This window comes from Synechococcus sp. LA31 (genome assembly GCF_018502385.1).
GTDB lineage: Bacteria > Cyanobacteriota > Cyanobacteriia > PCC-6307 > Cyanobiaceae > Vulcanococcus.
In genome coordinates, this window is record NZ_CP075523.1 from 275,121 (window position 1) to 297,887 (window position 22,767).

37 protein-coding genes are annotated in these 22,767 nt (G+C 60.7%); 17 read left to right on the plus strand and 20 right to left on the minus strand.

What is annotated here, in order from left to right; all coding sequences use genetic code 11:
* The first annotated feature begins 68 nt into the window (after positions 1–68).
* Entirely contained in the window at positions 69–320 is a 252-nt protein-coding gene (locus KJJ24_RS01460) for a hypothetical protein (protein ID WP_214340346.1), read from the plus strand.
* 74 nt (positions 321–394) lie between these two features.
* Here KJJ24_RS01460 and KJJ24_RS01465 read toward each other — a convergent pair whose 3' ends face one another.
* Together KJJ24_RS01465 and KJJ24_RS01470 are read right to left on the minus strand one after the other, a co-directional pair.
* Positions 395–823 carry an EamA family transporter gene (locus KJJ24_RS01465; RefSeq protein WP_214340347.1) on the minus strand — a complete coding sequence of 143 codons (429 nt, stop codon included), beginning with the start codon at positions 821–823 and terminating at the stop codon, positions 395–397.
* Between the two features lie 486 nt (positions 824–1,309).
* On the minus strand, positions 1,310–2,698 hold the full coding sequence (locus tag KJJ24_RS01470; protein WP_214340348.1) for a sodium:alanine symporter family protein: 1,389 nt from the start codon (positions 2,696–2,698) through the stop codon (positions 1,310–1,312).
* Positions 2,699–2,974: 276 nt separating this feature from the next.
* On the opposite strand from KJJ24_RS01470, the gene KJJ24_RS01475 reads away from it, so the two are divergent.
* Together KJJ24_RS01475 and KJJ24_RS01480 are read left to right on the plus strand one after the other, a co-directional pair.
* Entirely contained in the window at positions 2,975–3,988 is a 1,014-nt protein-coding gene (locus KJJ24_RS01475; RefSeq protein WP_250544846.1) for an NAD(P)-dependent alcohol dehydrogenase, read from the plus strand.
* A 97-nt stretch (positions 3,989–4,085) separates the two neighbouring features.
* Entirely contained in the window at positions 4,086–4,469 is a 384-nt protein-coding gene (locus KJJ24_RS01480) for a hypothetical protein (RefSeq protein ID WP_214340350.1), read from the plus strand.
* A gap of 61 nt (positions 4,470–4,530) precedes the next feature.
* Here the strand turns inward: KJJ24_RS01480 and KJJ24_RS01485 are convergent, their stop codons facing one another.
* Positions 4,531–4,743 carry a DUF2811 domain-containing protein gene (locus KJJ24_RS01485; RefSeq protein WP_214340352.1) on the minus strand — a complete coding sequence of 71 codons (213 nt, stop codon included), beginning with the start codon at positions 4,741–4,743 and terminating at the stop codon, positions 4,531–4,533.
* A gap of 681 nt (positions 4,744–5,424) precedes the next feature.
* Positions 5,425–5,574: a hypothetical protein gene (locus tag KJJ24_RS01490; protein WP_214343802.1), complete on the minus strand. Its 150-nt coding sequence runs from the start codon at positions 5,572–5,574 to the stop codon at positions 5,425–5,427.
* Between the two features lie 217 nt (positions 5,575–5,791).
* Between KJJ24_RS01490 and KJJ24_RS01495 the strand changes: the two genes are divergently transcribed.
* Positions 5,792–5,992, plus strand: a complete 201-nt coding sequence (locus KJJ24_RS01495; protein ID WP_214340354.1) for a hypothetical protein — start codon at positions 5,792–5,794, stop codon at positions 5,990–5,992.
* 138 nt (positions 5,993–6,130) lie between these two features.
* Here KJJ24_RS01495 and KJJ24_RS01500 read toward each other — a convergent pair whose 3' ends face one another.
* Together KJJ24_RS01500 and KJJ24_RS01505 are read right to left on the minus strand one after the other, a co-directional pair.
* Positions 6,131–6,502 (minus strand): glycine zipper 2TM domain-containing protein, encoded by a 372-nt coding sequence (locus KJJ24_RS01500; protein WP_214340356.1) that lies wholly within the window; start codon positions 6,500–6,502, stop codon positions 6,131–6,133.
* Between the two features lie 527 nt (positions 6,503–7,029).
* On the minus strand, positions 7,030–7,242 hold the full coding sequence (locus KJJ24_RS01505) for a hypothetical protein (protein ID WP_214340357.1): 213 nt from the start codon (positions 7,240–7,242) through the stop codon (positions 7,030–7,032).
* Positions 7,243–7,633: 391 nt separating this feature from the next.
* Between KJJ24_RS01505 and KJJ24_RS01510 the strand changes: the two genes are divergently transcribed.
* From KJJ24_RS01510 to KJJ24_RS01520, 3 genes are all read left to right on the plus strand, one after another.
* On the plus strand, positions 7,634–7,870 hold the full coding sequence (locus tag KJJ24_RS01510; protein ID WP_214340358.1) for a Nif11-like leader peptide family natural product precursor: 237 nt from the start codon (positions 7,634–7,636) through the stop codon (positions 7,868–7,870).
* A 209-nt stretch (positions 7,871–8,079) separates the two neighbouring features.
* Positions 8,080–8,355, plus strand: coding sequence for a hypothetical protein (locus tag KJJ24_RS01515; protein WP_214340359.1), 276 nt, complete (start codon positions 8,080–8,082; stop codon positions 8,353–8,355).
* 264 nt (positions 8,356–8,619) lie between these two features.
* Positions 8,620–8,838: a hypothetical protein gene (locus KJJ24_RS01520; RefSeq protein ID WP_214340360.1), complete on the plus strand. Its 219-nt coding sequence runs from the start codon at positions 8,620–8,622 to the stop codon at positions 8,836–8,838.
* Positions 8,839–9,163: 325 nt separating this feature from the next.
* On the opposite strand, the gene KJJ24_RS01525 is transcribed toward KJJ24_RS01520, so the two are convergent.
* Positions 9,164–9,373 carry a hypothetical protein gene (locus KJJ24_RS01525; RefSeq protein WP_214343804.1) on the minus strand — a complete coding sequence of 70 codons (210 nt, stop codon included), beginning with the start codon at positions 9,371–9,373 and terminating at the stop codon, positions 9,164–9,166.
* A gap of 685 nt (positions 9,374–10,058) precedes the next feature.
* The gene (locus KJJ24_RS01530) at positions 10,059–10,286 is read right to left on the minus strand and encodes a hypothetical protein (RefSeq protein ID WP_250544847.1); all 228 of its coding nucleotides are present in this window, start codon (positions 10,284–10,286) and stop codon (positions 10,059–10,061) included.
* A gap of 56 nt (positions 10,287–10,342) precedes the next feature.
* Here KJJ24_RS01530 and KJJ24_RS01535 point away from each other — a divergent pair, with 56 nt between their 5' ends.
* Entirely contained in the window at positions 10,343–10,483 is a 141-nt protein-coding gene (locus tag KJJ24_RS01535) for a hypothetical protein (protein WP_214340362.1), read from the plus strand.
* 355 nt (positions 10,484–10,838) lie between these two features.
* A complete protein-coding gene (locus KJJ24_RS01540) occupies positions 10,839–11,036 on the plus strand; it encodes a Nif11-like leader peptide family natural product precursor (protein ID WP_214340363.1) in 198 nt (65 codons plus the stop codon).
* A gap of 32 nt (positions 11,037–11,068) precedes the next feature.
* On the opposite strand, the gene KJJ24_RS01545 is transcribed toward KJJ24_RS01540, so the two are convergent.
* Together KJJ24_RS01545 and KJJ24_RS15100 are read right to left on the minus strand one after the other, a co-directional pair.
* The gene (locus KJJ24_RS01545; protein ID WP_250544848.1) at positions 11,069–11,677 is read right to left on the minus strand and encodes a thermonuclease family protein; all 609 of its coding nucleotides are present in this window, start codon (positions 11,675–11,677) and stop codon (positions 11,069–11,071) included.
* Positions 11,674–12,048 carry a hypothetical protein gene (locus KJJ24_RS15100; RefSeq protein ID WP_371811756.1) on the minus strand — a complete coding sequence of 125 codons (375 nt, stop codon included), beginning with the start codon at positions 12,046–12,048 and terminating at the stop codon, positions 11,674–11,676. The genes KJJ24_RS01545 and KJJ24_RS15100 overlap by 4 nt, the downstream gene beginning before the upstream one ends.
* Before the next feature lie 43 nt (positions 12,049–12,091).
* Here KJJ24_RS15100 and mscL point away from each other — a divergent pair, with 43 nt between their 5' ends.
* Together mscL and KJJ24_RS01560 are read left to right on the plus strand one after the other, a co-directional pair.
* Positions 12,092–12,469: a large conductance mechanosensitive channel protein MscL gene (gene mscL / locus KJJ24_RS01555; protein WP_214343139.1), complete on the plus strand. Its 378-nt coding sequence runs from the start codon at positions 12,092–12,094 to the stop codon at positions 12,467–12,469.
* Between the two features lie 272 nt (positions 12,470–12,741).
* Positions 12,742–12,969 (plus strand): hypothetical protein, encoded by a 228-nt coding sequence (locus tag KJJ24_RS01560; protein WP_214340365.1) that lies wholly within the window; start codon positions 12,742–12,744, stop codon positions 12,967–12,969.
* Here KJJ24_RS01560 and KJJ24_RS01565 read toward each other — a convergent pair.
* A complete protein-coding gene (locus tag KJJ24_RS01565) occupies positions 12,943–13,125 on the minus strand; it encodes a ribbon-helix-helix domain-containing protein (protein WP_214340366.1) in 183 nt (60 codons plus the stop codon). The two genes, KJJ24_RS01560 and KJJ24_RS01565, sit on opposite strands and share 27 nt — an antisense overlap.
* Positions 13,122–13,298, minus strand: coding sequence for a hypothetical protein (locus tag KJJ24_RS01570; protein WP_214340367.1), 177 nt, complete (start codon positions 13,296–13,298; stop codon positions 13,122–13,124). The genes KJJ24_RS01565 and KJJ24_RS01570 overlap by 4 nt, the downstream gene beginning before the upstream one ends.
* A 353-nt stretch (positions 13,299–13,651) precedes the next feature.
* Here KJJ24_RS01570 and KJJ24_RS01575 point away from each other — a divergent pair, with 353 nt between their 5' ends.
* Positions 13,652–13,861 carry a hypothetical protein gene (locus KJJ24_RS01575; RefSeq protein ID WP_214340368.1) on the plus strand — a complete coding sequence of 70 codons (210 nt, stop codon included), beginning with the start codon at positions 13,652–13,654 and terminating at the stop codon, positions 13,859–13,861.
* Positions 13,862–13,870: 9 nt separating this feature from the next.
* Here the strand turns inward: KJJ24_RS01575 and KJJ24_RS01580 are convergent, their stop codons facing one another.
* The 4 genes from KJJ24_RS01580 to KJJ24_RS01595 all read right to left on the minus strand — a co-directional run bounded on the left by KJJ24_RS01580 (position 13,871) and on the right by KJJ24_RS01595 (position 15,741).
* Positions 13,871–14,056, minus strand: coding sequence for a hypothetical protein (locus KJJ24_RS01580; RefSeq protein ID WP_214340369.1), 186 nt, complete (start codon positions 14,054–14,056; stop codon positions 13,871–13,873).
* Positions 14,057–14,810: 754 nt separating this feature from the next.
* Positions 14,811–15,176, minus strand: coding sequence for an AbrB family transcriptional regulator (locus KJJ24_RS01585; protein WP_214340370.1), 366 nt, complete (start codon positions 15,174–15,176; stop codon positions 14,811–14,813).
* A 171-nt stretch (positions 15,177–15,347) separates the two neighbouring features.
* On the minus strand, positions 15,348–15,515 hold the full coding sequence (locus KJJ24_RS01590; protein WP_214340372.1) for a hypothetical protein: 168 nt from the start codon (positions 15,513–15,515) through the stop codon (positions 15,348–15,350).
* Between the two features lie 7 nt (positions 15,516–15,522).
* Positions 15,523–15,741 carry a hypothetical protein gene (locus tag KJJ24_RS01595; RefSeq protein WP_214340374.1) on the minus strand — a complete coding sequence of 73 codons (219 nt, stop codon included), beginning with the start codon at positions 15,739–15,741 and terminating at the stop codon, positions 15,523–15,525.
* 466 nt (positions 15,742–16,207) lie between these two features.
* Here KJJ24_RS01595 and KJJ24_RS14880 point away from each other — a divergent pair, with 466 nt between their 5' ends.
* Positions 16,208–16,405 carry a hypothetical protein gene (locus KJJ24_RS14880; protein ID WP_250544849.1) on the plus strand — a complete coding sequence of 66 codons (198 nt, stop codon included), beginning with the start codon at positions 16,208–16,210 and terminating at the stop codon, positions 16,403–16,405.
* A gap of 240 nt (positions 16,406–16,645) precedes the next feature.
* Here KJJ24_RS14880 and KJJ24_RS01605 read toward each other — a convergent pair whose 3' ends face one another.
* Both KJJ24_RS01605 and KJJ24_RS15105 read right to left on the minus strand, forming a co-directional pair.
* Positions 16,646–16,966, minus strand: a complete 321-nt coding sequence (locus tag KJJ24_RS01605) for a hypothetical protein (protein WP_214340376.1) — start codon at positions 16,964–16,966, stop codon at positions 16,646–16,648.
* A 495-nt stretch (positions 16,967–17,461) separates the two neighbouring features.
* The gene (locus KJJ24_RS15105; RefSeq protein ID WP_214340378.1) at positions 17,462–17,671 is read right to left on the minus strand and encodes a DUF1651 domain-containing protein; all 210 of its coding nucleotides are present in this window, start codon (positions 17,669–17,671) and stop codon (positions 17,462–17,464) included.
* Between the two features lie 208 nt (positions 17,672–17,879).
* Here KJJ24_RS15105 and KJJ24_RS01615 point away from each other — a divergent pair, with 208 nt between their 5' ends.
* Together KJJ24_RS01615 and KJJ24_RS01620 are read left to right on the plus strand one after the other, a co-directional pair.
* Positions 17,880–18,086 carry a hypothetical protein gene (locus KJJ24_RS01615; RefSeq protein ID WP_214343806.1) on the plus strand — a complete coding sequence of 69 codons (207 nt, stop codon included), beginning with the start codon at positions 17,880–17,882 and terminating at the stop codon, positions 18,084–18,086.
* Positions 18,087–18,702: 616 nt separating this feature from the next.
* Positions 18,703–19,800 (plus strand): site-specific integrase, encoded by a 1,098-nt coding sequence (locus KJJ24_RS01620; protein ID WP_250544850.1) that lies wholly within the window; start codon positions 18,703–18,705, stop codon positions 19,798–19,800.
* Positions 19,801–19,847: 47 nt separating this feature from the next.
* On the opposite strand, the gene KJJ24_RS01625 is transcribed toward KJJ24_RS01620, so the two are convergent.
* Positions 19,848–20,156, minus strand: coding sequence for a hypothetical protein (locus KJJ24_RS01625; protein WP_250544851.1), 309 nt, complete (start codon positions 20,154–20,156; stop codon positions 19,848–19,850).
* Positions 20,157–20,433: 277 nt separating this feature from the next.
* Here KJJ24_RS01625 and KJJ24_RS01630 point away from each other — a divergent pair, with 277 nt between their 5' ends.
* Complete coding sequence (locus KJJ24_RS01630; RefSeq protein WP_214340391.1) at positions 20,434–20,739, plus strand: galactose oxidase; 306 nt, start codon at positions 20,434–20,436, stop codon at positions 20,737–20,739.
* 3 nt (positions 20,740–20,742) lie between these two features.
* Positions 20,743–21,039, plus strand: a complete 297-nt coding sequence (locus KJJ24_RS01635) for a DUF1651 domain-containing protein (protein WP_130128803.1) — start codon at positions 20,743–20,745, stop codon at positions 21,037–21,039.
* A gap of 673 nt (positions 21,040–21,712) precedes the next feature.
* Here KJJ24_RS01635 and KJJ24_RS01640 read toward each other — a convergent pair.
* Complete coding sequence (locus KJJ24_RS01640) at positions 21,713–22,642, minus strand: vitamin K epoxide reductase family protein (RefSeq protein ID WP_250544852.1); 930 nt, start codon at positions 22,640–22,642, stop codon at positions 21,713–21,715.
* Between the last annotated feature and the right edge of the window lie 125 nt (positions 22,643–22,767).

The window sequence follows — 22,767 nt, forward strand, 5'->3', positions numbered from 1 at the left end:
ACGGTTTCTTTACGCCGGCTTGGGTCAATGGGATGTGTTTCTTGCGCCGATGCGTGCGCCTGTGATCGATGCGTGAGCTTGTTGTGATGTGCGTTGGGGTGTGCGGTGCGCTGCTCGCTATCCCTTCTTCGGTTTGGGCCTCCCCAGATCGCAGCGGCTCCTGCACGGCCCACCTGCAACGCCTTGGCTACACCCGGGTCGACCTCGAGGCGGTAGCGGCCCACTCTTCTCTCTACGAAGCCAGACGGGGCCGCGACGAGGTGAAGCTGATGGTGAACAACGGCAGCTGTGCGGTGGAGCGGGTGTGGCTGGATGACTAATTCCCTGATCTCAGCCACGCCCAGCAACGGCATCTCCTTTGCGCGCCAGTGACAACGTCAGCGGGGCCGCTTGCTCAAGCCCAGGCCACCAGCGTGGCCCCGATGGCCATGAACACCACCCCCAGCCACACCCGCAGCCCCAACGATTCCCCCAGCACCAGCCAGGCCAGGAGCGCCACCAGAACAACGCTCAATTTGTCGAGCGCGGCCACAGCTGCCACTGGCCCCAGTTGCAGCGCGCGGTTGTAGCAAAACCATGACACCCCAGTTGCCAAGCCTGATAGCACCAACGCGGCAAGGCTCATGGCCGGTAAGTGGCGCAGCGCCGCCCAGGTGAACTGGCCGTTACCCAGGAGCACCAGGGCCAGGGCAACTCCCACCACCAGGGTGCGCACCAGCGTGGCCAGGCCGGCATCGATGCCTTGCACGCCAAGTTTGGTGAGAAGGGCCGTGAAGGCCGCAAACAAGGCCGCAGCCGCGGCCCACAGCTGCCAAATCTGCACGGGGAGTGGTTCGATTTCGAGGGGTGCGCATGCTGCACCAGCCAAAAACCCCCGAGCAATGCCCAGGGGTTATGGATGGATCACGATGAACGTGCAGTGGATCGAAGCTGCTGGCGTTGGCGCCTGGGGCCGAACGTTCCAGGTGTGGTGCAGTTGGTTCTCCTGGGGGCACCTGTGGCGGTGCAGATGGAGTGTCGACCAGTCAGACGAACATTCGGGGTCCGCACGGACGACCTGCCCACGGTTGGGTGAAGACTGTTGGAGCAGGGGCCTGCAGTCAGCGTTGCTTCTTGGCGTGCTGCGGTGGGGTATCAGCCATTGGTGGCTCCTCCCTGGGTTGATGGCTGCAGCATCGCCAGAGCCGGGGGGGCAAGGCAATCGGGATTTACACGCATTGCCACGGCGGCGGATCGGGAGCAAGTTGGTTGGTTTGGGCTGGTCGTCAGCGCAGGGCCGCTTGCCCCTGGAGGCTGCCCAACAACCCCATCAAGGTTGCGTAGGCCAGCTCAGCGGATCGAGGCGCAGATGGGCATGGTCTTCCGCGTTGAAGCAGGGCCGCACGCCGGCCTGGCGCTGCTGTTCGTAGTCGTTCAACACGCGCAGGCCGAGCGGCATCAGCAGCACAAGCGCCACAAGGTTCACAAGTGCCAGCAGACCCATGGTGAGATCGGCAAAGCCAAACACGGTGGCGAGATCCTGATTGGCTCCCCAGATGATCAGCACCAAGGTGGTGAGCCGTAAGGCAGTGAATAGTTTTTGGTTGGAATCACTGAAGTAATTCAGCGCGTTTTCGCCGAGGTAATAGTTGTAAATGATTGAAGTAAAGGCAAACAGCACCAGGGCCACGGTGATGAATGCCTGTCCCCACCACCCCAGGCTGTAGCCCAGCGACTGCTGGGTGAGTGTGACACCCATGCTGCTACTTCCGGGTTGATAAAGTGGGGTCACCAGGATCAAGAAAGCAGTGCAGCTGCAGAGCACAATCGTGTCGATAAAAACGCTGAAGGCCTGAATGATTCCCTGCTCCACCGGGTGCCGCACATAGGCCACAGCTGCCACATTGGGAGCACTGCCGAGGCCCGCTTCATTGGAGAACAGCCCTCGCTTCACACCGAACACCACGGCGGCTCCCAGGCCGCCGCCGATCGCTGGCTTCAGCCCGAAGGCGCTACTGAGGATGTCTGCGAGTACGCGGGGGAGTTCACTGGCGTTCATCACCAGCACCACCAACGCCAATAGGAAGTAGCCGATGGCCATAAAGGGCACCACAAACTCAGCCACTTCCGCGATGCGCTTCACACCCCCGAAGATAATCACGCCCAGGAGCACCATCAGTCCTGCACCGGTGATGGCTTCCGAGATGCCGAAGGTGTCGGCCACGGCCGTCGCCACCGTGAAGGATTGCAGTGCATTGAAGCCCAGTCCAAAGGTGAGCAGCAGCAGGATGGAAAACAGCACGCCCATCCAGCGCAGGCCGATCCCCCGCTCGATGTAATAAGCAGGTCCGCCGCGATAGCTGCCATCGCCCTCGGCTGTTTTGAACACCTGGGCAATCGTGCATTCAAAGAAGCTGGTGGCCATGCCGATCAGGCCTGTGACCCACATCCAGAACACTGCACCTGGCCCGCCCAGGCTGATCGCCACCGCGACACCAGCGATGTTGCCGGCACCAACCCGGCCCGCCACGCTGAGCACCAGGGCTTGAAAAGAGCTGAGGTGATTGCCCTCCTGGTGAAAGGCGCTGCCCAGGAGGCCAAACATGGCCCCGAAATAACGCAGCTGCACCCAGCGGGTTCGGGCGCTCAGCACCAGCCCGATCGCTAAGAGCGCCACGATCAATACCCGCCCCCAGAGCAGTTCGTTCAGAGCCTGCACGGGCCTCCGCATGCACAACCCTTCCAGCCTGACGCCGCTTGCCCTTGGCGTCAGTGCCTGAGGCCACTGCTTGGCAGTGATCCATAGCGTTGGGCGATCAGCAGGGCGCGGGCTAAGCGCAGCGCCACGGAAAGAAGCGCTGCTGCGAATGTGATGCCCACTGGCATGACCTCATCGCATCGACCATCAGCCTGTGCACGCCGTTGATGGATGGCGGGAGACGGCGAGTATGTGATGCGTTTGTGCCTAGAACGAGGGTTCTCCGCCGTTGTAGTTGTGTCAATCACTGTCTGGCAGGCCAGGGAACCCGGTGCGCCCCTGGAGCGAGCGGAGCGTCCGATGTTGGAGCCGGCGGTCGATGAGCTGGTGCTGGAGGTGCTGCACTGCGGCCTTTGCCACAGCGACCTGTCCATGCTCGAGAACCACTGGGGCGTGAGCAGCTTCCCCCTGGTTCCAGGGCATGAGGTGGTGGGCCGTGTGGTGCAGGTGGGTGAAGGGGTAGACCCCGGCGTGATCGGGCAGTTGCGCGGCTTGGGTTGGATCAGCGGCAGCTGCTCTCACTGCGGGCAGTGCCTAAGCGGCACCGGCAATCTCTGTCCGTCGCTGGAGGCCACGATCGTGGGCCGCCAGGGAGGCTTCGCCAGCCATGTCACTGCCCGTCAAGACTGGGCCATCCCCTTGCCCGAGGGGATGGATCCGGCCGTGGCTGGACCTCTCTTCTGCGGCGGAATCACCGTGTTTGCCCCGCTGATTGATGAGGTTGTCTCCCCAACAGCCCATGTGGCGGTGATCGGCATCGGGGGGTTGGGTCATATGGCCCTGCAGTTCGCCCGGGCCTGGGGCTGTGAGGTCACGGCGCTCACCACCACCCTGGCCAAGGCGAACGAGGCCAAGCGCTTCGGAGCCCACCAGGTGGAAGCGCTCGACAACCTGGCGAACCTCGCCGGACGCTTTGACCTGGTGATTAACACCGTGAACCATTCCCTCGACTGGGCTGCGGTGATGGCCTCCCTGGCTCCCCTCGGCCGCCTGCACCAGCTGGGCGCCGTGCTGGATCCGATTCAGGTGGGCGCCTTTGATCTGATCATGGCGCGGCGCTCCATCACCGGTAGCCCCACCTCTTCACCAGCCAGTTTGCTGAAGATGGTGGAGTTCTGCGTGCGCCACAACATCCGCCCGCAGGTGGAGCATCTGCCGATGGATCGCGTCAACGACGCGATCGCCCGTTTGCGTCAAGGCGACGTGCGCTATCGGTTTGTTCTGGATGCGCCCGCCGCCGCCAACGGCTGATGCGTTGCCGAGCCATTTCTGAAATGAATGGGATCGACGGCACCACCGATCGCCATCCCTTGCTCCCATTCATTGGTGGGTCAGAGAACGTTCGGTGATGGCATCAGGTTCTGCTTCCTTCAAATGGCCTCATCGGCTTGGGCTTGGGCTGGGTCTGGCCGCTGGCCTGGGTGCGCTGGCGTTTGCCCAGGCTGTGCGTTCGGGGGGCGAAACGTCGCCACGCCCACCGGATCTGGTTGAGAGTGAGCCGATGACGCAGGCTGATGCACGCTTGATCGCCGCCGGCTGGGCTCCTGATCCCGATCGGGAGCCCTTGCCGTTTGAGCGCAAACTCGCGGGAAACAGCCTTGCCAGCCTGAGCGCCTGCTCAGGAACGGGCCTGGGCTTTTGCCGGTACGACTACAAGCGCGGCAGCCAGACCATCGCGGTGATCACGATCCCAGGTGCTAGCGGCGAAGGCATCGTGCATTTGGGGCTGTAGCCAAGCAGTTGTTGCTCTGAGTCTTGGGTTTTGATCGAACGCAAACAAGTTCAGCCGATCTTCAACGGCTCAGGGCCTCGGGCTTGCGAAACAACCCATTGAGGTAGTGCTGCACCACTGGCTTGTCCTGGCAGCCCTGTTGAAAGAGGAATCCCGCTAGGGCGGATTGCATCAGCCGGTATTGATCCCATTGGGGGTGCTGCTCGATGAATCCCACCATCGATTCAAAGAGATCAGTTGGGAATTGGTTTTCCACACTCACATGTGGCGCCATTGCATCAGGAACCTCAGCCAACCAACACCTCATTGCTTTCACCCACCCATCACCGCACGGGAGCCGGCCTGCGGTCAAAGGTCGGTCTCGAGGTGCGATCGCAGGTGTCTTGATTTAAGAACTGCTGCGCTGCAAGCATTTTGGGGCTGGTGTTCATGCATCTCTGGACCTCCCTCACCTGGTGTCCGGCGTCTGTCAAGGGGAGAACTGTTTTCCGGAGAATTTCCTTGAGATGCCCTTGGCGGCTTGAGTCTGTATCGGGACCAATGGGGAAAACCTGTGGAAAACAGCCGCTCCCCTGGGAGTTGATCGGCTCTTCAGGGGTGCTGATCGATCGGGTTGTCTGCTCAAGCAATCCCGATCAGCGGTGATTTCGGTGCATCAGCCCCTTGACCAGCAGCCCACTAGCGCGCTCCAGCGATTGCGGGACCTGCAGCAGCAGCCATCTGGCGAGGCGAAGCTGCGGCCCTGGCGGTACTTGAGGCTTTGCGCGGCGGTCCCCTCAATGTGACGGCTGTGGTGCAGCGCCGGCCAGTGGGATCGCTGGTGTTCAACGCGGTGAACGACAACGCTGTGTTCAAGCTGATGGCTCAGGCTGAGAAGCGGCTGCTCGCCTCCCGCCGTCAGCACTTCGATGCTCTGGCTGCGCGAGATCAGCGTGCGTGCACCTGCGTGAACGCATCACCGGCGCTGGACGGCTTTCCAAATCCACCAGACCACCATCGCCAGGATGACCCATGGCAACAGGGACCTGAGCAGCACAACAGCCAGAAGCAGCACAAGCGCCGAAACGGCCACGCGCTTGGTGAGCGCCTTGGCTTCGTCGGTCATCATTTGCCAACGGGGGATCAAGGCCATGGCGGTGGGATCGATCAGTGCGTTCTGCCTACCGATAGCGCAGACGCCCTTGCCACTGAATGGTCACCTGTGCCATGACCGAGCGGTGCTCGTTCACCAGCCGGGAGAGGTCCTCACCCCCCGGCGGTCCTATGGCGCAGCACCGGGCCGCACTCCTCACACCGCGGCCCCCACATTCGCTCTGGATCTGATGGCTGGGTTTTCCGTGTTCTTCTGCGATGCCCAGCGCTGCAGCATCCAGCCGGTGCGGGCGATGGATCCGGATCACGCCATTGCCCAGGTGCGCAGCGCCACACCCGACCTGCGACGTGTGGCGGTGATTCCTGATGCGCTGCTCGAGGGCGTGGATCCTGAACAGCTGCTGCAGGAGTGGATCCAGGCAACAGTCTGAGCAGCGGCCCATGAATGGTTTCGCCCTCAACCCGATGACGCCATCGATGTTCAGGTCTGCGTGGTCGCTGCGACTGAGTTCATCCAAGGACGTGCCCGCCCTCCTGTGGATCTGGACCGCAGAGGCCTGAGCGGCTGCTCACCAGGGCAGTGGCCCGCGACCAGCGGAGACATTGCACCCCACCTGCGAGCCGAGCAGGGCACCGAGTGGAATGGCCCAGGCGCGGCCGTCATCGCGTGACATGGCATAGGCCACCGCTCCCCCTCCGAGACCGCCGATCAGCCGGCCGGTGTTGCAACGCTGGGCCTGCTGCTCAGGGGTGAGTGGTGGCGCGCCGTAGGCCTGATAGCCACTGCTGGCTGGTGCTCCATAGCTGTCAGTGGCATCTCCCCTCCACCAGGGGCGTGCCATGGCCATCTGGGGAAGCAGAGCGCTGATCGATGCCGAGACGCCAAGGCAGCTGACAACAGTTCGACGCAGCCAGCGGCGCTGAATTGCACGCAAGGTCATGACGGTGATGGAGTGTCTGAGGTGTGAGGGGGCCAGGGAGCGGCAGCGCTCATTGACCTCTCACCAGCCAAATCCGACCTCCTGGAGCAAGCGTGACTGAAGGTTGATCAGGGTCTAACGAGATGTGACTGAAGGGCTCGATCGAGCCTGTGAAAAACAGCAATTCAGGGTCTTCTGTCGATCAGCTCTAAGCACGCATAGGCCGAAACGGCTACCGCATGACTTAGCTGACCTGCCTATTGCAGCCGCCATGACGACAACCAGCCAGCTGGATTGGGCGGACTGCTCCGCCATGGCATGCCTAAGCCGGTGGCTGCCCTGTTTCAGAACCCTGAGGATGGCGTTTCCCTGGCGGAGTTCGTTGAGCTCTTCCTTGGGGTGACGAGGGAGCAAGCACGGCTAATCAGGTGGTGGAGGTGGTGGCTGAACTGACAGCCGGCGACGACCGCGAGCTGCGCATTCCCTGATTCGCCCAACGGGAACAGAAGAAAGGCTGGTCATCGCCGGCCTGGCCCTCGGAGCGCTGATCAAGACGCCTGTCGCTTCATGGCATCTGCCTGGCGTTCCAGCCAGTACGCCGCGGTGTTGGAGAGGGAGCGGCCTTGCTCATCGCTGGTCTGGCTGAGCGCTTGGTAGGTCGACCAGGGCACGGTGATCGTGATGCGCTGCGGCTTGCGGCTGACGAACCCGAGCGACGGGGGAACCTGAGCGCTGATTGAACGGAGACGTGCCTCGGACATCCCAAGAAAATGAATTAGAAAGGGATTCTCAAGGATCGCCTGCTCTTGGAATGTCTCCAAATGGGGGGGGGGGGGGTAGAAGTGTTCTCGAAGCAGTTTTGTGAGCTGGTTTATAAAACTGCTCTATGCAGTTTGCGTATAACTCAGGCCGGGTAGGGCGTCTCGGGGATGCCAAGCAGATCTTGCATCGTTCTTTTTGCAGCAGATCTGCCGCGTCTGATCGATTGCTTTTTTTACCTTCGTGGTCTGCCGCGCTGCGCCTTGCTGCAGCCGCAGCCGCCTGCCCCTGCGGAGCTAAGCCGACATGCAGCAGACCTGCTGGACAGGTGCGATCGAGGCAGCGGCTCGATCTGCTGTTCTTAGCCTGATCTCAAGCTGAGAAGAGGATGGAATGGCGGCCTGTGAATTGACGGTTCCCGAGGCGACGAATGCTTCGGCTGCTGCACTGCATCAGCTCAAGGAGTTGCTCCAAAGCGATCCCGGTTTCGCTCAAGCCATGCGCGCCACGCCGTCTTCGGAGGACGCTGCTCGGTTGGCCGCCGACCATGGAATTTTGGTGACACCGGAGGCTCTGTGGCGCCATCGCGGCACGCTGGGCAGTGGCGGCCTCCCCACCTGGCGCGGCTGAGCGAGCTAGCGATGCCTGGAGCGCCAGTTGGTGAATCGTTGATGCACTTCTCAGTCATGAGTTCGCGTGGACAGCAGCAGGCGGTAGTCACCAGGGCTGGAGCTGATGGTGCTAATCAACAGCAATGTCGGGTCGGATTGAGTGCTTGCTTGCAATGTTCAAGATATCTTCCTCTGTTTAGGCTTTGGATGTGACACGATGGAATGCACATGGATGCAAGCACAATTGCAAGCAGGTCTATCCTCGAGGAAGGTTTCGCTGCAGAGGTTCTGACTCAATTTTCTGAGCGCCTCGCGGCTCTTGAGTTGGAAAAAGAGTTAACCGTTCTGCATCCAACCTGGCAGGCCTGTTGTGGTCGTGCTGGATGTGGCTGGAAAGGTTCGGTAACGAGCCATTACCCAGAATCGATGGATAGCGCCTACGCACATGCAGCCGAGAAGCATGAGGGATCTATCCAGGGCATCGTTGTTTTGAAAGGCTCGTAGTTGCTGAGCCAATGGCTCAAGATCACTTCTGTGATGGATCAGCGTGGGTCCATGGGATGGAACGATTGGCTTCAGGGCTGCCAATGCGGAATGGTTTGGTTGGCCATACAGGCACACAGCGCTTATGACTTCTATCTACTGAAATAGCTGATCACAGCATTCGCCTGTCAATAGCTTGAGCTGTGACCAGGAGAGGCGAATGCCAAAGCGCAGGCTCTGGTCCCTGTCACTCACCATCGTTTACTTGTTGCTATGAATAGCTCCGTGATCGAGATTCTGGTTGCCTATGGCTTCGTCATCGTGCTGTTTGTTGGATTGCCGGCGATTGTTTTTCTTGTCGTATTCATGCCTGCTCTTATGCGTACTGCCGGTGAAACAATTGGAGCCTCTCAGTTGAATCGTAAGGAGTGGCCCGGAGAATCAATGGCAGAGCCTCACGCAGGAAAATCTGCACGGCATTTAACCATGGCGAATACTGCCTAGTCGATCGGTTCTTTGGTGCGTTAGGTGCTTCCTGAATGGGATGAATTGATCGGATCATCTGCTGGTTCAATCTTATGAACCCAAGAGGGTGCCCTGAGTGTTGACGCCTCATTGGTCAGCACCTCGGCAGTCTGGATGTGCTGCTCTGCGATGCGGGTCATGACGTCAGGGATGCAGGCGCTGTTTATGGCGAGAGCGGCTGCTGTGAATCATTGGACAGTTGCGCGATCCTGTGCCATCGCAGGCGACCAGCTCTCAAGCGAACCATCTCCAGGGAGCAGCAAAACCAAGCCGGCAACCGCCGGCCTGGTCCTCGGCGCGCTGCTCAAGCCCCCTGCCGCGTCATGGCACCCGACTGGCGTTCGAGCCAGTAGGCCGCCGTGTTGGAGAGGGAGCGGCCTTGTTCATCACTGGTCTCCAGCAGGGCTTGATACGTCGACCAGGGCACTGTGATGGTGATGCGTTGGGGCTTGCGGCTGTAGATCCCTGCCCTGAAAACCTGGCTTGGGTTGAGCGGCAAATGAGCGTCAGACATGTCAGGGTGAATTGATTCCGAAGAAACTATTAAATAGATCAGGCGAATTCGCAAGTACCCGTGACTAGGTAGGGAGCGCTCTGCCAGTTGTTTCCCTCTGCTTTGCATCGAATTACACATTTGCCTCGCTATGCATGATCTGAATTCGGCCAGTCATGTCAACACATTTCGCGGCTTCTATGCGGCTTCTGCATAGAAGCAATCTGCAGCAGATTTGCTACATCTAATGGATTGCCTTTTTGCTATCGCGATCTACTTCGCTGCGGCTTGCTGCAGTCGCAGCCACCTACGTGTGCGGAAACAAGCCGTCATGTAGCAGGTGCATGGCGTTGAGCAGCACAGTGGATCCCACGGCCCAGGTCAGCGCCACGGCCCTGCCGCGACCACCATGATCCTGCGCGCCTTTTCACATGGCGCCTTGCACCGTGAAGGCGATAAACAGGCCAAAGGCCTGTAGGACCCACAGAAGTGGGTAGTAAGCGTGCATCACAGTGCTGCATGCAAACTGCACTCTTGCGCACCGGCCCGGTTTGCGGCACCCCCTGATGAGGGGATGGCCGGATTGAATGGCCTGATCGGATGGAGTTGGTGGCTGACCGCTTTGCAGGCGACGCCTGCGAATTGCGCATCCCCTGACCTGCCTAACGGGACCAGCAGAAAAGGCCGGCCTCCGCCGGCCTGGCCCTCAGCGGGCCTGATGAGCTTTGAACTCCAGCTCCTGATCGGCCTCAATCGCTCGATCAATCGCATCCACCCTTGCGAGAAACACCGCCATCACGGGCAACAACTCTTCCTCGAGCAATGCGATCTCCTCTTCCGCGTAGGGGTGATCGATCCAGGGCCTGGGGATCAAGAGCCCTTTGGCGGTGTGGGTGGCAAGCAGCCACTCCACGGCCCGATAACAGGACTCCACCAACCCAACCGGATCCTCGGGACCAAAACCAACTGCATGGCTGGCCCTGCTGAACCATGGCCGACCGAGCCAAACACCTGCAGACCCTGGGCGCCATGAGCCGCTGTGATGCCCTGCAGCGTCGGCGCTTACCGGCGCAGCTCGTCCAGGGTTGGAGGCGATGGGGGAGCCATGCATTCATCGCGGCTCCTGGCTGATATGTCGCGAATTCCCTGGTGCTGCGCTCATGGCCATAGGCCTTGAGGTTTTCCCTTCCAGCCCGCACCAGCATCGGCTCACCACACAGCCGCGGCGGGCCTCTGTCGGGGTGTTCCACGCCTTCCCCGAGGGATTCCTGCAGAAGATGCCCATGCCATGGCCCGGCATGTCCAGGGCCAAAAGGGCACCACAGGCTCGGTGACCTGAGCCACCTCGGGAGGTTCCGCCTCCCGCCCGCCGGTCTTGCGGCCGGTTTTCTCAGTGCTGACGAGGGGTCTGGCGGAGTGTGATCTGCGGAACCTGGCGCACTCCAGATGCCCTTGGCATGGTGAGAGGCCCCGGGGTTCCTCTCCCATGAGCTGGTCAGAGCTGGAGCGTTTTGTGGCCGACGTGGAGGCGGATGCAGCGCTCCAACGCGCGCTCAAGCACTGCCGCTCCCGCAAGGAGCTGATCCTGGCGGCAAGGCGCCTCGGCTACCGGATCACGCGCATCGATCTGCAGCGGGCCTGGCAGGAGGAGCAGTTGGAGAACGAGCGGCAGGTGAAGGGATGAACCGATCCCTCCCCCCACAACAAGCTGCAGGTTCACAACTGCCTCTTGCAGCACGGCGAGACTGCCACGGCGCGGGTATGTGGCACCACCGCCGGCGACGGCGTGCATGAGCGCTGGCCTGCTTGGCTGTCGATACCCGCATCGACTGGTCCCGGCCTGGCTTGAGGGGGAGCAGCTTGATTGGAGCGGTAGTCCCACGGCCGCGTCAGGCCACCCTTGACGCTCCACACGCCAAGACTCTTCAGCCGGGCCGCGTTTTCCAGTCGTCCGTAGGTCTGCCGATCACAGCCACTGATGTACTGCCAGTACACAAAGGCCACACCGGAAGCCACGAGGGCCTGATTGAGGTTGCGGCCGCCTCTAGTCAGTTCGGCAACGGAGCGGCCATAGCGATCGGTGGCCTTAATCCTCAGCTCCACGTTGCTTCCGATCGGGGCCAGTGTCTGTAGTTGTTGTCTGGCCTGTGTGCCAAAGGGAGCCTGGCTGGATTCCGGTGCATCGATGCAGGCCAGGCGCACGTTCACGGTGCGATTGCCCTCGCGCACGCGCAGGGTGTCGCCATCGCCGATGGAGAGCACTGTTGCCGTGCGGGTTTGCGCGAGCGTGGCAACGGCTGCCAGCGGCAGGGCCAGGGTGATCATGCCTGAGCTGCCAAGCGATCGGCATACCCCGCTGGAGCTAATCCATCGAGCACCATGTCGCTGGCGTTATGGCCTTTGTCAGCCGCCGTCACCAAGAGAGATGCCTCGGGTTTGTGCTCCAGGGAGGCGATGAAGCGGGTCTTGCGCAGCAGCCAGGGCTCCTTCTCCCCACTACCAGGTGTGCCGCTGGTGTCAGTGCAGTCGCGCACGATGTCGGCCACGGTGCTGCCAAAGCGCTCATCGAAGCCTTGGCTGATGGGTCTCCATCCTGCGGCGGCTTGGCTGGTTTTTGGTTGTGCGCTGCACAAGGAAGTTGCATTCAGCCGCAGACCCGGTTGCAGATCACAAGCACCAGCGGATCGCGCCGTCATCATGAGCTCCGATTCCCGGCCAAGCAGCCGCACGTCACACACCATGAGCCGCACACGCACCTTCTTGACTGATTTCCGAGCCTTCATCAACCGCGGCAATGTGGTTGATCTGGCTGTGGCCGTGGTGATTGGCGGAGCTTTCGGGAAGGTGGTGAATGCGGTGGTGACTTTAGTGATGGAGTCATTGCTGCAACCTGTTCTCAAGGCGGCGAACGTGGACGCCATTGCCAGCTGGCCAGCCGGTGAGGTGCTGGTAGCAGCGATCAATTTCCTGGTGATTTCATTTGTGGTGTTTCTGATCGTGCGCTCCATCGAAGCCCTACGACGCAAGGAAGAAGCCGTATCGCCACCTGATACCCAAGCCCAACTAGCCGCAGCGGTGACGCGCTTGGCGGATGCCCTGGATCGCCGCCAGCTCTGAACCAAGCCCGGTGTGGTTCTCTCCCCCACGAATCCGGTCCCCTGGCCGGTTTTTTCATGCCTTGATCGGGAATAATGGCAACAATGCCTGCACTTAAACGGTGCGGATGGCCCGTGATTTACTGGCTTTGTTGGCTGGTGTACAGAACAGACGAGGAGATGCATTCTATTGCGTGGTGCGAGTGTAAAGGCCGAATATTGACTCAGGCTGTCTTGCCTTCGTTGTCAGTTCTTGCGCACTGTTGGGTGCTTGGGGTGTAGTGCTGCTCGAGCATGTCCTCTTTTCACCTAAAGCAGGAAAAGCGAAACGTCAAATCCACTAAGCGCATCACTATCACGATCCCCTATGCGACTCTCGAAAAGCTTTGGGAGCGAACCAAATTGGAAGGCCGCTCGCTCAGCAACCTTGCCGCGTATGTCTTTGTCTTGGGGCAATGGTGGCAATTGCCGTCATTGCCCTCAAGTTGGTTGCGGCTAATACTCGCCGAGCTCCTGGTCTAGAACCTCCAGTATTAATTCTTCGATGGAGCGCCCGGTCTTCAGGGCAAGCTTCTGAAAATGCTCGGCTAGTTCAGTTGGCAAGTCGATCGAGAGTTGCTTGGGGAACTTTTCGGGATCCAGTTTGTATGGCTGTTCTGAGGGGGATTCGCTTGTCATGCAGGATCCTCCGAACGTTGAGTCTGGATGTAAAGGTCAAAGCCCCCTTCTCGTTTGAGGTAATCGACAAGTGCTTCTTGCACTACAACGTTGATTTTCGCATTCTTTTGCAAGGCGAGCAGATTTGGTGCCAAGTGATTCCTGTCGCTCAGCGTAATCGTGATACGTCCCATCAACGCGTTTGCAGTTCATTCGAGATACTACTAAGAGATGCTTGTTTCTCCATTTAGTGCTTCCGCGCCAAAGTGCAAAAGCACTAAACCTGCTGTTGGCAGTCCTGGGGACCCCGCGGTCGCTCCTGTTCAGAGGAGCACGGAATCTGGCTTGGAGCCTAGTTCTAGGCAGGATGAATAGAGAGGGGCTCTGAAATGGTGGGCTTCAAAGGACTGCAGATGTCATGAATAAAGCCTTGCTGTGAGGACGTCATGCCGCAGAGCTACGGTATTTTATGCGCCAATCTGATGTGTCTCAATTAACACACACGTTACATGGGTAACCTGCCTTATTCGTACTGACTTCAGCCCCTGTGGCCGATCTCATTGACATCCGCTTGCTGACAGTTGCTTGCTTAGAGCAGGCGCGCCTGGCTCAACATCTATCGCCAGGCCTCTCGCGCATCGATCTTCTTGATCGCACCGCTGCCGCCATGAGTGCCCTCGCGCCCCGCCTGCCAGGCGCCGTTCTGGAGTTCGCCATGAATGAGGCAGCCCAACTCCTTATGGCATCCCCGGCCTGATTTACCCGATCAGCGGCTCTTGCGCACGAAGCTGGCAGGCCTCGAGCGATCGATCGCATGGCGCCCGTGATCAGGTTCTTCTGCCTGATCGCCATGGACTTGCTTGTGATCGAGCTTGCGCTCCTCGGCTGGCTCCCAGGTCGTTCCGTTTTCGGCATCTGACTCCGGCATGAACTGGTGATGAGTGGCAGACATCGCCGATCGCGTTGCTGCCGTCATCCAAGGCCCCGTTCTCCACCGAGGCGGGCCCTGCTGCGGATCAGCAGGCTTAATCCATCAATAAGGCGCCCCGTAGCGGGCGCCTTATCACCGGTTGCGGATGGTCACCTTGGCAGTTGGGGTGCCGTCCGGTCGGGTGCCTGTGGTTCAACGATCTCGATGGATTTGATCCTTTCTCTGTCTCCCTGCCGTGTCGCGGCAGGGATCGAATGGACGAGTGACGGCACTGAGCAGAGATGCTCAAGGCTTGGCCTGCTCAGTTGTTCACTCCGCCTGGGTTATGCAGCCCAGGTATGGACGGTGGGGAGTTTGTTGGTGGCCTATGACTCAAGCTCTACGGGATGGCGTTCGCGCCACGCCATCGAGGACAAGGTTTGTGCTGGTGCTTGACGCCTATCGAGCGCACCTCCGTTGTGCGCACCGGCTCGGGTGATCCCTGGCCGGACTCTGTTGGAGGCAGAGGTGCCGGGCTGGTTCCCGCTCCTCCCCTCAACTTCAAGATACTGCGCTTCTCAAAGCCTGAGCGCAGCCTTGCGGTTCCTCTTCCCGTACCTGCCCGTGGCGCTACAGGCTCTCAACTGCCGTCACGAACCAGTGTGATGCGTCATCAGGCCTGGGCTCAGCGGTTCGTTCTTACCACTGCACGCAGATTGTTGGGTGATGTCACGTGCGTTAAAAGACCCCCGGCGAATGACCAGGGGTCGCGGGAATCAAGGGATTGTTCAGGCGATCACTCGTCCTCGTCCACACCACCCACGGGGATCAGGCGCACCTGCTTACGCCCGAGCTTGATTTCAAACTCATCGCCAGGCTTGAGGTCGAGCATCGCGGTGTAGGCCTTGCCCACTAGCAGGTTGCCGTTGCCTTGCACGGTGGCGGTGTAGCTGAGTTTGCGGCCACCCTTGCCCCGGCCTACGCCGTCGTTACCCAGGCTCAGGCCTTTGGCTTCCAACAGGGCTTCATAGAAGGCCGTGAAGTTGAGGCGCTCGCCCCCATCTTTTTTGGTGCTCACGTAGCCGCAGCTGCGCACCAGATCCGATTTGGACACATCGCCCAGCTCTTTCACTTTGGTGAGCAGGTCAGAACCGGTCAGCATGGTGCGGGTGGAGATTGATGGGTTAAGAGTAACGAATGAAGTGACCGTTCTCCAGGTTCGGCCCGACTTTTGTTGCCACTAAAAAAGGAGGTCTCCTCAGACCTCCTTGCATCAGCAGGTGTCATCCTCTGCTGTGGTTCGCTTGTAACACCTCTGCTGGGGTTCGTGCCATCAAAGGCTCTGCAGCCATCGCTCCAGCCGCACCAGCTGATAGCGGTTAGCTTCTGTGGGTAGCGCGTTTTGCATCGCCCAGCACTTGCGCAACTGGCCCTCCAGACCCAGCCGCACGTGGTGATCGCTATGCAGGGGAACGGCGGCCATGGTGGGAGTGATGGTCATGGGTGATTCAGTGCAACTGCTGGAAGTGTTCCCAGTTGTGCTCTGAGTAGCGCCGCGCTTGGCCACTGCCAATGGCGGTGCTCACGTAGTCGCCCCATACCAGGACGGCTTCTCCGTTGGGGTTGTGCATCAGCAACTGGCCCTTGCCTGGATTACAGCCGATCACCAGGCTCCAGTGGCCGCCACCGGAGGGTGAGGAAACAGGGCCTCTGTGTAACCAACCCACGGGTATGGGATCCCTAGCCCTTGAAGACTCCAGGTTTCAGAATGGCAGCAGCCATGGCGTAACTGGAGGAGAAGCACACTCGGCTGCCCTGGCTGGTGGTGCTGTCGTTCTGTCTCAGCTAGGGATCCGTTAGCTGAATGAGGCCAGGTGTGTCCGGTTTAGGTGGCTCATTGGATGGTAACGATGGAGTGCGTAACACCTCCGCAAAGGCACTCCGCTGCTCCGGTGTGAGCGAGCGCTCCAGCTGCAACCAGGCCTCTTGCTGATGCGCCAATCCATTGTGACGATGCACGGCATCGATCAACTCAATGGGCTTGTTGTCGAGCACCTGCGCAGCCGGCCTCAGACGTGGTACCCCTCTCAGGTTTTGAGCAGTGTCCAGCCCTCAGGGGTGAGTGACATTGAGGCGAGAAAGAGAACCCCTGAGGGTTATGGCATCGGCCAACAGGCGCGGCAGGATTGGGCCATGACACACCCGCAACCTGACCTCACTCCCGACGACTGGAGCCGCATCTGTGATGCATTGCGTTATCAGGGCCGCGATCTGCACCACCGCTCCTTTGCGGTGACGGCTGAACGCAGGCAGCTGCTGTGGGCAGAGATGGATCGCTGCCTGGAGCTGGCGGATCGGCTGAGCAGTGCTCAGCTGGCCCCTGCTGATTAGGATGATTAACCCCAGTTCGCCAGCTCCAGTCCTGGCACCCTGTTGACTTCACGCGTGGTGTTGGTGACCAGCGTGCTCTGCTGCAGCATCGATCAGCGCGATTGATAACATCGGCTTTGAGAAAGGTGCACGCGCCTGGAAGGCTATCTCAATCCAGGCGGTTATCTCGTGGTATCGGGCATTACTTAGCTGCCCCCCGAGCGACCCGCCGAACTCACCCAACACTGGGAATTGGAATACTCAGAGATCGGCTTGGCACCTGAGAAGTTTGAGGTCCTCGAACAACTTGGCTACGTCCCGGAGACCTGTTTTGACCTCCCAGACGACTGCTGGATCGATCACGACTACAAGCTGATGCAGGATCGCTTTGCGGCTTACCTCGAGCGCAACAACCGAACCGACGATGCGCGTGGAGTCTTGGCCGACGAACAGGTGGAAATCGATCTGTTCAAGACGTTCAGTTCTTTCTTCAGTTGCGGCATGGATCTGGCCCGTGTGCCTGTGATGAGCGGACTCCGGCCCCCCCCCATCAAAAAACCCCGAGCGATGCCCGGGGGTCATGAGTCAATCAACATTCCAATGGCTTTCGTTGGTCGAAGCTGCTGGCGTTGACGCCTGGGGCCGATCGTTCCAGGTGTGGGTTGGTTGTTCTCCTGGGGCACCTGTGGCGGTGCAAACGGAGTGTCGACGGTTCAGACGTCCCTCATCCAGTGTCCGAACTGACGACCCGCCCACGGTTGGGTGAAGACTGTTGGAGCAGGGGCCTGCGGTCAGCGTGCTTCTGGCTGGTAGCGGGGTGGCGTGTCGTCCATTCGGGCGCCTCCTTGGGTGATGCATTCAGAATCGCTCCGTCTGCTGCGCCAGGCAATCGGCGTTTACACGGATTGCCTTGGCGTCCGAGCGGGAGCAAGCTGGGCTTTGGCTTGTGCCTCCGGCTTGGGCTGGGTCTACGTGGTCAGACCAAGCTCCAGCATGAATGGCGCTCTATGAGTTTCCTGACGTTCAGGCTTGGACGATGCCCACGGTGTCGATCGTCAGCCGCCGGTCGGCAGGCCGTCACTGCGTTGCACTTGATCGGTGCCATACGCGCAACTGCAAAGCTTGCGGTGGCTGCCGTTGAGGACCGCAGGGCTTCCACCCCTCCGTCAAGTGCTGACGCCATGCCTCAACTGCTCGCTCGCGGTTGTGCCGCGCACGCCGCTGTTGCAATGGCACCGGCTGAGCGGGCAACAGCTCCCGCTGGTGATCTCCAGCTCCTGCTGTCACTGATTCCAAATCAACGGCTTGATGTGCAGCACCCGCCGACCATCACTGAACCAGTCCTCAGCTGGAGCCGATGGAATCCGCTGGCCCTTCTGTTTGTCGAACACCCCTCAGTCCTCTTCAGGCGCCCAGCCTCTTTGGCGCACCTGTCATCGGCCCAGTTAGGCAGCGCCGAATCAGCTGCTCGCCCAGGGCTGCACTCGGCACCGGCGTGGTGGCGAAACCAGTGGCAGGTCAAGCAGACCTTGCTGCTGCGGCTCGGGTCCAGCACACCGCCATCAGTCACGGCGGTTACGCCGGTCGCTCCTTTGATCTGATGCTCGCTATCGCTGACGTTCTTGAGGCGGAGCACGGTTGGAGTTTTGAGCAGTCCGATGGCTGGCTCGCGCGGATGGGGCCCTGGGAGGAGGAGGTCTGAAACTTGGTTCCCTCCCCAGTGTTCTCAGGCCAGTCGTTGACGCACCGGTTTCGCCCGGTGCGTTTTTTGTTGGCTGCGTGTGCTCGAGACACTGGGCCCCAGCCGGTGGGCGGAGCGCGCTGTTGCTTCGCTCATGGCGTTCTGGCAGTGATCCAGGTCGTCTCGGTCGACTCCTGTCCAACCCCCTCCGATCAGGGCCCGATCGGGGCTGAATCGGGTCCTTTTCCCCGGCTTTTGCACACATCATGCGCGCATTGACCCAAAAACAGCCACAAAAAAGGACCCTCAGAATCGCTGAGAGCCCTTCTGCTGGAATGAATCGGGGCGACAGGATTCGAACCTGCGACCTAGTGCTCCCAAAGCAGGTTGGTCTGGGGCGCCCAGATTGGTGAGTCGAGTATTTGCAAAGGTTCTGGCTTGGTCTGTCGTGGCCTGTCTGGTCTAAATCGGCTAGTTTTGAGCCCGTTTTGAGCCCGCTTGTCAGATGCCGGTCGTGAAGCGGGCCCAAAGCTGGGAGCTGCTCTTTCGTGAGGAGGCATCGGCGCTGGCGTCCTCCTGGACTGTCCGTGAGCATCGGGGCAAGGTCAAGCTCGTCGTCCGAGCTCCTGGGGCGCCGATGGAGACGGTGACCCTGCCGTTCGCCTGGGAGAAGAGCTCCATGGGAGATGCGTATACGCGGCTTCGCAATATCTATGTGCATTGGAGTGAGGGACATTCCCTGCGTGCCGCCGCGGATTTGGCAGATGGGAAGTCACCGAGCACTGTTCTCAATTGGAGCCAGGCTGCAGTTCATTTCCAGGATCAGAAGCGCAACCATGGCAACCACATCAAAGAAGCCACTTGGAATCACGCCTATGAGCCAGTGGTTTCGATGGCGGTTAGCCTGCTGAACGGCCGCAAGCCCCCTGGCAATCCTGCTGATCTCATGGATGCGTGCATTCGTGACTGGGCTCCCGGAAGTCGGATGCGCCAGATCAGAGCTCAGTCCCTCGCGCAGTTTCTCTCGCATTGTGTTCAGCGTGAGAAGTTTCCAGAGATCTGGCTTCCACCTGCAGATCTCAAGCGTCACGTCGGTCGGCGTGATGCCACGGTCACTCGCGCTCAAAAGGGCGACCCCTTTGCATCTGATCAGCAGATCCTGGACTTGCTTGCCCAGTTGCCCACCGATTCCGCCGCTCAGCGCTGGATCGATGCCCTAAAGCTACTGGCGGAGCTCGGTCTACGGCCGATTGAGCTTTTGTACCTCTCCGTGAGGATCGACGACGCAATTGGCGATCCCTACTGGTGGTGCAGTTATCAGAAGCGCTCGGGTGGCGGCGACACCGCTGAGCGCCGTGTCTTTCCGTTGGTTCTCGATGGAGGTGAAGGCTCACCTCCTGACTGGCAGCTTCTCGAGCGCTGGCAGGCGGGCGACATCGTTCTCCCTCCGCTCCGTAGTGGAAATGGAGCTGGTGATTCTTTTGGCACTTATCTGAATCGACAGCAAGCCTGGATTCAGCTGCGTGCAGCCTGTGAGCAGGGCGGCCGCCGGATTGTTCCCTACAGCTTCCGGCACACCTACAGCCTTCGTGGCCACCGCCGCGGGATCGATCCGGGTGCGATGGCCCACAGTATGGGCCATTCGCTTGAGGTGCATCTTCGTAGCTACCCCTGGGCGTCAGCGAGTAATACGGCCGCAGCCTTTGCACGGGCTAGCGAGGCGGCGGTTCGGTGACCCCGGGTGGCCGGAGATCGCCGCCAGCACCTACGCCTCTTTCTCAACTATTCCTCCCAGAGCCCCATGCGCACCAACCAGGCTTCTGACTGCTCGATGGACCAGCCGTGATCGGCCTCGAGGACGTCCGCGATGCAGACCATCAGGTCAAAGGCACGGCCGTCGTAGGAGCCACGGGCTAGGGCCGAGCGCTGCAGGGCCTGGCCAAGTTGTAGGAGATCCAGTTCAGCCAGCCAGTCGCCCTGCTCAAAGGCGGCGAGGGCGTGCTCCTGCTGGAAGGTCGTGGGCGGCAGGGCTTCGTTGGAGACCGGGCTGGTGGCGGCGGTTGTGCGCGATGGCGCGTGGCAGCTGAACATCGGCAGCAGCGACGGGATCAGAGGAAGCAGAGAACGAAAGAAAGCGACCAAGGAAATCGGCGTGAGGCCCCATAGGGTTCCGAACCCCTTGCGCTGCCCCTGGCAGTTGAGCCATGACGGAGAGGCAGTGCGAGAAGACACAGACCGGTAGGACCCACTTGCCCCGGGCCATGGGCGCCCGGGGCTTCTTCTTGGAGAGCGCCAGCGGAGCCGCGCGCAGAGCCAATGACAACTGGATCAATCCCTGCTAGTACATGCGTACGCATGCAGGGCTGTGATGGCGCGTTTTCCCTTCTCTTCATCCCCCTCGGGCACGTGCCGCTCAGGCGGCGCAGCCCGGGCTGCAGACGACCCCGAGGCCTGGCCCTACCTGGATCAGGGCGTCCTCCGCTCCAGTCGCAGCCGCAAGGTCTGCATGACCTGCCACTGGTTTCGCCACCACGCCGGTGCGGAGTGCATTCCGCTGCTCACCTGCCGGCTGCACCACGGCCTGATTGCCCAGGGTGAGCACCTGATCAACCGCTGCCAGGGTTGGACCGACGACATGGCCCGCCAGCGGGGCTGGGCACCAGAAGCTGGTTGAGGCGTGTTCGTTCATAAGACGGGCCAGCAGATTCCATCGTCTCCGGCTGAGGGCTGGCTGAGCGATGGCCGACAGGTGCTGCATTTCCGGCCCGTGATCTGGGAGCGCTCGCACCAGGAGCTGGAAGTCACCAGTGGTGAGTGGCTGGCGGGACAGGCGGCACCACTGCTCAAACGGCGAAAGCGGCTCGAGCGCCACAAGGCCCTGGCGCTCTGGCGGCAGAAGCGGCAGGAGGGCTGGATGCCGTGCGAACCGCAGTGGCAGCCGCCGCAGCCGCTGCAATGGCCGCATTGGCGCTGACTGCAGCACAAACCATCCACCCTGCTCCCGCTCAGCGCCAGAGGCAATGCGTCTAAATCCCGATTGCCCAGCGCCATGGGCGGCGCGATTCTGTGTCCATCAACCAAGGAGGCGCCCGCATGGACGACACGCCACCCCGCTACCAGCCATAAGCACGCTGACTGCAGGCTCCTGCTCCAACAGTCTTCACCCAACCGTGGGCAGGTCGTCAGTTCGGACACTGGATGAGGGACGTCTGAACCGTCGACACTCCGTCTGCACCGCCATAGGTGCCCCAGGAGAACCAAGAGCCCACACCTGGAACGTTCGGCCCCAGGCGCCAACGCCAGCAGCTTCGACCAACGACAGCCATTGGACTATTGATTGACTCATGACCCCTGGGCTGCGCCTGGGGGTTTTTGATTGAGCAGAGCTAAGTGTTTGTGGATCAGCCCTATTGCTCGCCAGGTTCAACACGTGGCGATGCCTCGTCACCGGAATAACAGCAGTTCGTCGACCAGGCTCATCACACCCATGGGCCGCAGCCCGGGGTGATGCAGTGCTGGTATCTGAACACAGGCGTCAATTCTGGCCGCTCTGACCTGCCCACAAGACCGAGCGATAAACCCGGATCAATCTCTCGCCGTTGATCTCCTGGAAGAGCAACAAGAGCCATGCAAGCATGCCGCCAGAATCAGAACGCCGGTGGACCCTGATAGTCACTGAGACTGGCGAGCTGCTCCAGAGGTTTGACGCCGGAGTCGATCACACCATTGATCTCCCAGCTCGGATAGCCCTCAATCCCTTTCTCCTTGCACAGAGCAGCCTGGTTGTTTCGGCCATCTGGTGCACATTCAATGATTGTTAGTTCAGTGACCGCTGCCTGGCCAAAAAGCTCTTTCTGGTCGTGGCAATGGGGGCACCAATAAGCCGTATACAGCTTGGCGCCGATCCCGGTGAGGTGCTTCGCCAACGCCACCTTGGCGGGCGTGCTCTCATTCCGGACCGGCGGCGGGACACCGGGGCCACCCTCGACAACAGGTTGATCAGCCAGCGAGGCCCAGCCCAGACCGATCAGAAACACCAGAACACCGGTGATCGCCACCCGAAAGATCAATGTCCCGCGGTCTTCTCCACGGTTGAGCACCACGCTGAGCAGGAACAACGCGCCACAGAGTGCGGCGGACAGCACACAGAACGCACAGATCGCCTTGATGGTGAACAGCATCAAACCCACGAGCACCAGGCTGAAACCAGCCATGGCCGTGCACAGAAGCAGCAGAAGCTGTTGACTCCATTCATTCAGGTTCCGGCCACCTTGATGCCCGTGCACCAGCGGGGCGAGTGCCAGAACCAGTGCCAATCCGTAGGCCAGTGCTCCGTAGAGGGAGAGGGGCTGGCCGAACAGCGTGCCCCAGGCACTGCCGAGCACCTTGTCGCAGCCATCGCTGCCGCCAGGGCAGGTGAGGCTGCCGATCAGACCCCAGCGTTTGAGGGTGATCGAGGCGGTGTCGAGCAGGCCGATCGTGGCCAAAACACCCATCGCCACCCGCAGCCAGGGGCCACGCGTTGGGGAGCTGGGCTGCTTCTGCCGCAGCCTCTCACTGAGCAAAGAACTGGTCACGACAGCGTTGGGTGTGGCTGCCTCAGCAAAAACCCTCAAGCAGCTAGAGGGTCAAGATGCTCTGCCCTGGGGCGAACCAACGGGCGCCTCCGGCGGTTTCGCTTGACCCTGCAGCAACTCCAGGG

What these genes read in the sequence shown, in the direction of transcription:
- KJJ24_RS01625 (WP_250544851.1), bottom strand. Translation starts at nt 20,156, where the DNA reads ATGTTCAGCTGCCACGCGCCATCGCGCACAACCGCCGCCACCAGCCCG.
- KJJ24_RS01620 (WP_250544850.1), top strand. Translation starts at nt 18,703, where the DNA reads ATGGAGACGGTGACCCTGCCGTTCGCCTGGGAGAAGAGCTCCATGGGA.
- KJJ24_RS01590 (WP_214340372.1), bottom strand. Translation starts at nt 15,515, where the DNA reads ATGACCATCACTCCCACCATGGCCGCCGTTCCCCTGCATAGCGATCAC.
- KJJ24_RS01490 (WP_214343802.1), bottom strand. Translation starts at nt 5,574, where the DNA reads ATGACCGACGAAGCCAAGGCGCTCACCAAGCGCGTGGCCGTTTCGGCG.
- KJJ24_RS01585 (WP_214340370.1), bottom strand. Translation starts at nt 15,176, where the DNA reads ATGCTGACCGGTTCTGACCTGCTCACCAAAGTGAAAGAGCTGGGCGAT.
- mscL (WP_214343139.1), top strand. Translation starts at nt 12,092, where the DNA reads ATGAGCCGCACACGCACCTTCTTGACTGATTTCCGAGCCTTCATCAAC.
- KJJ24_RS01500 (WP_214340356.1), bottom strand. Translation starts at nt 6,502, where the DNA reads ATGACCTTGCGTGCAATTCAGCGCCGCTGGCTGCGTCGAACTGTTGTC.
- KJJ24_RS01580 (WP_214340369.1), bottom strand. Translation starts at nt 14,056, where the DNA reads ATGTCTGCCACTCATCACCAGTTCATGCCGGAGTCAGATGCCGAAAAC.
- KJJ24_RS01630 (WP_214340391.1), top strand. Translation starts at nt 20,434, where the DNA reads ATGGCGCGTTTTCCCTTCTCTTCATCCCCCTCGGGCACGTGCCGCTCA.
- KJJ24_RS01605 (WP_214340376.1), bottom strand. Translation starts at nt 16,966, where the DNA reads ATGACCCCCGGGCATCGCTCGGGGTTTTTTGATGGGGGGGGGCCGGAG.
- KJJ24_RS01480 (WP_214340350.1), top strand. Translation starts at nt 4,086, where the DNA reads ATGGCATCAGGTTCTGCTTCCTTCAAATGGCCTCATCGGCTTGGGCTT.
- KJJ24_RS01460 (WP_214340346.1), top strand. Translation starts at nt 69, where the DNA reads ATGCGTGAGCTTGTTGTGATGTGCGTTGGGGTGTGCGGTGCGCTGCTC.
- KJJ24_RS14880 (WP_250544849.1), top strand. Translation starts at nt 16,208, where the DNA reads ATGACACACCCGCAACCTGACCTCACTCCCGACGACTGGAGCCGCATC.
- KJJ24_RS01515 (WP_214340359.1), top strand. Translation starts at nt 8,080, where the DNA reads ATGGATGCAAGCACAATTGCAAGCAGGTCTATCCTCGAGGAAGGTTTC.
- KJJ24_RS01525 (WP_214343804.1), bottom strand. Translation starts at nt 9,373, where the DNA reads ATGTCTGACGCTCATTTGCCGCTCAACCCAAGCCAGGTTTTCAGGGCA.
- KJJ24_RS01560 (WP_214340365.1), top strand. Translation starts at nt 12,742, where the DNA reads ATGTCCTCTTTTCACCTAAAGCAGGAAAAGCGAAACGTCAAATCCACT.
- KJJ24_RS01495 (WP_214340354.1), top strand. Translation starts at nt 5,792, where the DNA reads ATGGCTGGGTTTTCCGTGTTCTTCTGCGATGCCCAGCGCTGCAGCATC.
- KJJ24_RS01565 (WP_214340366.1), bottom strand. Translation starts at nt 13,125, where the DNA reads ATGACAAGCGAATCCCCCTCAGAACAGCCATACAAACTGGATCCCGAA.
- KJJ24_RS01535 (WP_214340362.1), top strand. Translation starts at nt 10,343, where the DNA reads ATGGCCGACCGAGCCAAACACCTGCAGACCCTGGGCGCCATGAGCCGC.
- KJJ24_RS01505 (WP_214340357.1), bottom strand. Translation starts at nt 7,242, where the DNA reads ATGTCCGAGGCACGTCTCCGTTCAATCAGCGCTCAGGTTCCCCCGTCG.
- KJJ24_RS15100 (WP_371811756.1), bottom strand. Translation starts at nt 12,048, where the DNA reads ATGACGGCGCGATCCGCTGGTGCTTGTGATCTGCAACCGGGTCTGCGG.
- KJJ24_RS01510 (WP_214340358.1), top strand. Translation starts at nt 7,634, where the DNA reads ATGGCGGCCTGTGAATTGACGGTTCCCGAGGCGACGAATGCTTCGGCT.
- KJJ24_RS01570 (WP_214340367.1), bottom strand. Translation starts at nt 13,298, where the DNA reads ATGGGACGTATCACGATTACGCTGAGCGACAGGAATCACTTGGCACCA.
- KJJ24_RS01545 (WP_250544848.1), bottom strand. Translation starts at nt 11,677, where the DNA reads ATGATCACCCTGGCCCTGCCGCTGGCAGCCGTTGCCACGCTCGCGCAA.
- KJJ24_RS01540 (WP_214340363.1), top strand. Translation starts at nt 10,839, where the DNA reads ATGAGCTGGTCAGAGCTGGAGCGTTTTGTGGCCGACGTGGAGGCGGAT.
- KJJ24_RS01485 (WP_214340352.1), bottom strand. Translation starts at nt 4,743, where the DNA reads ATGGCGCCACATGTGAGTGTGGAAAACCAATTCCCAACTGATCTCTTT.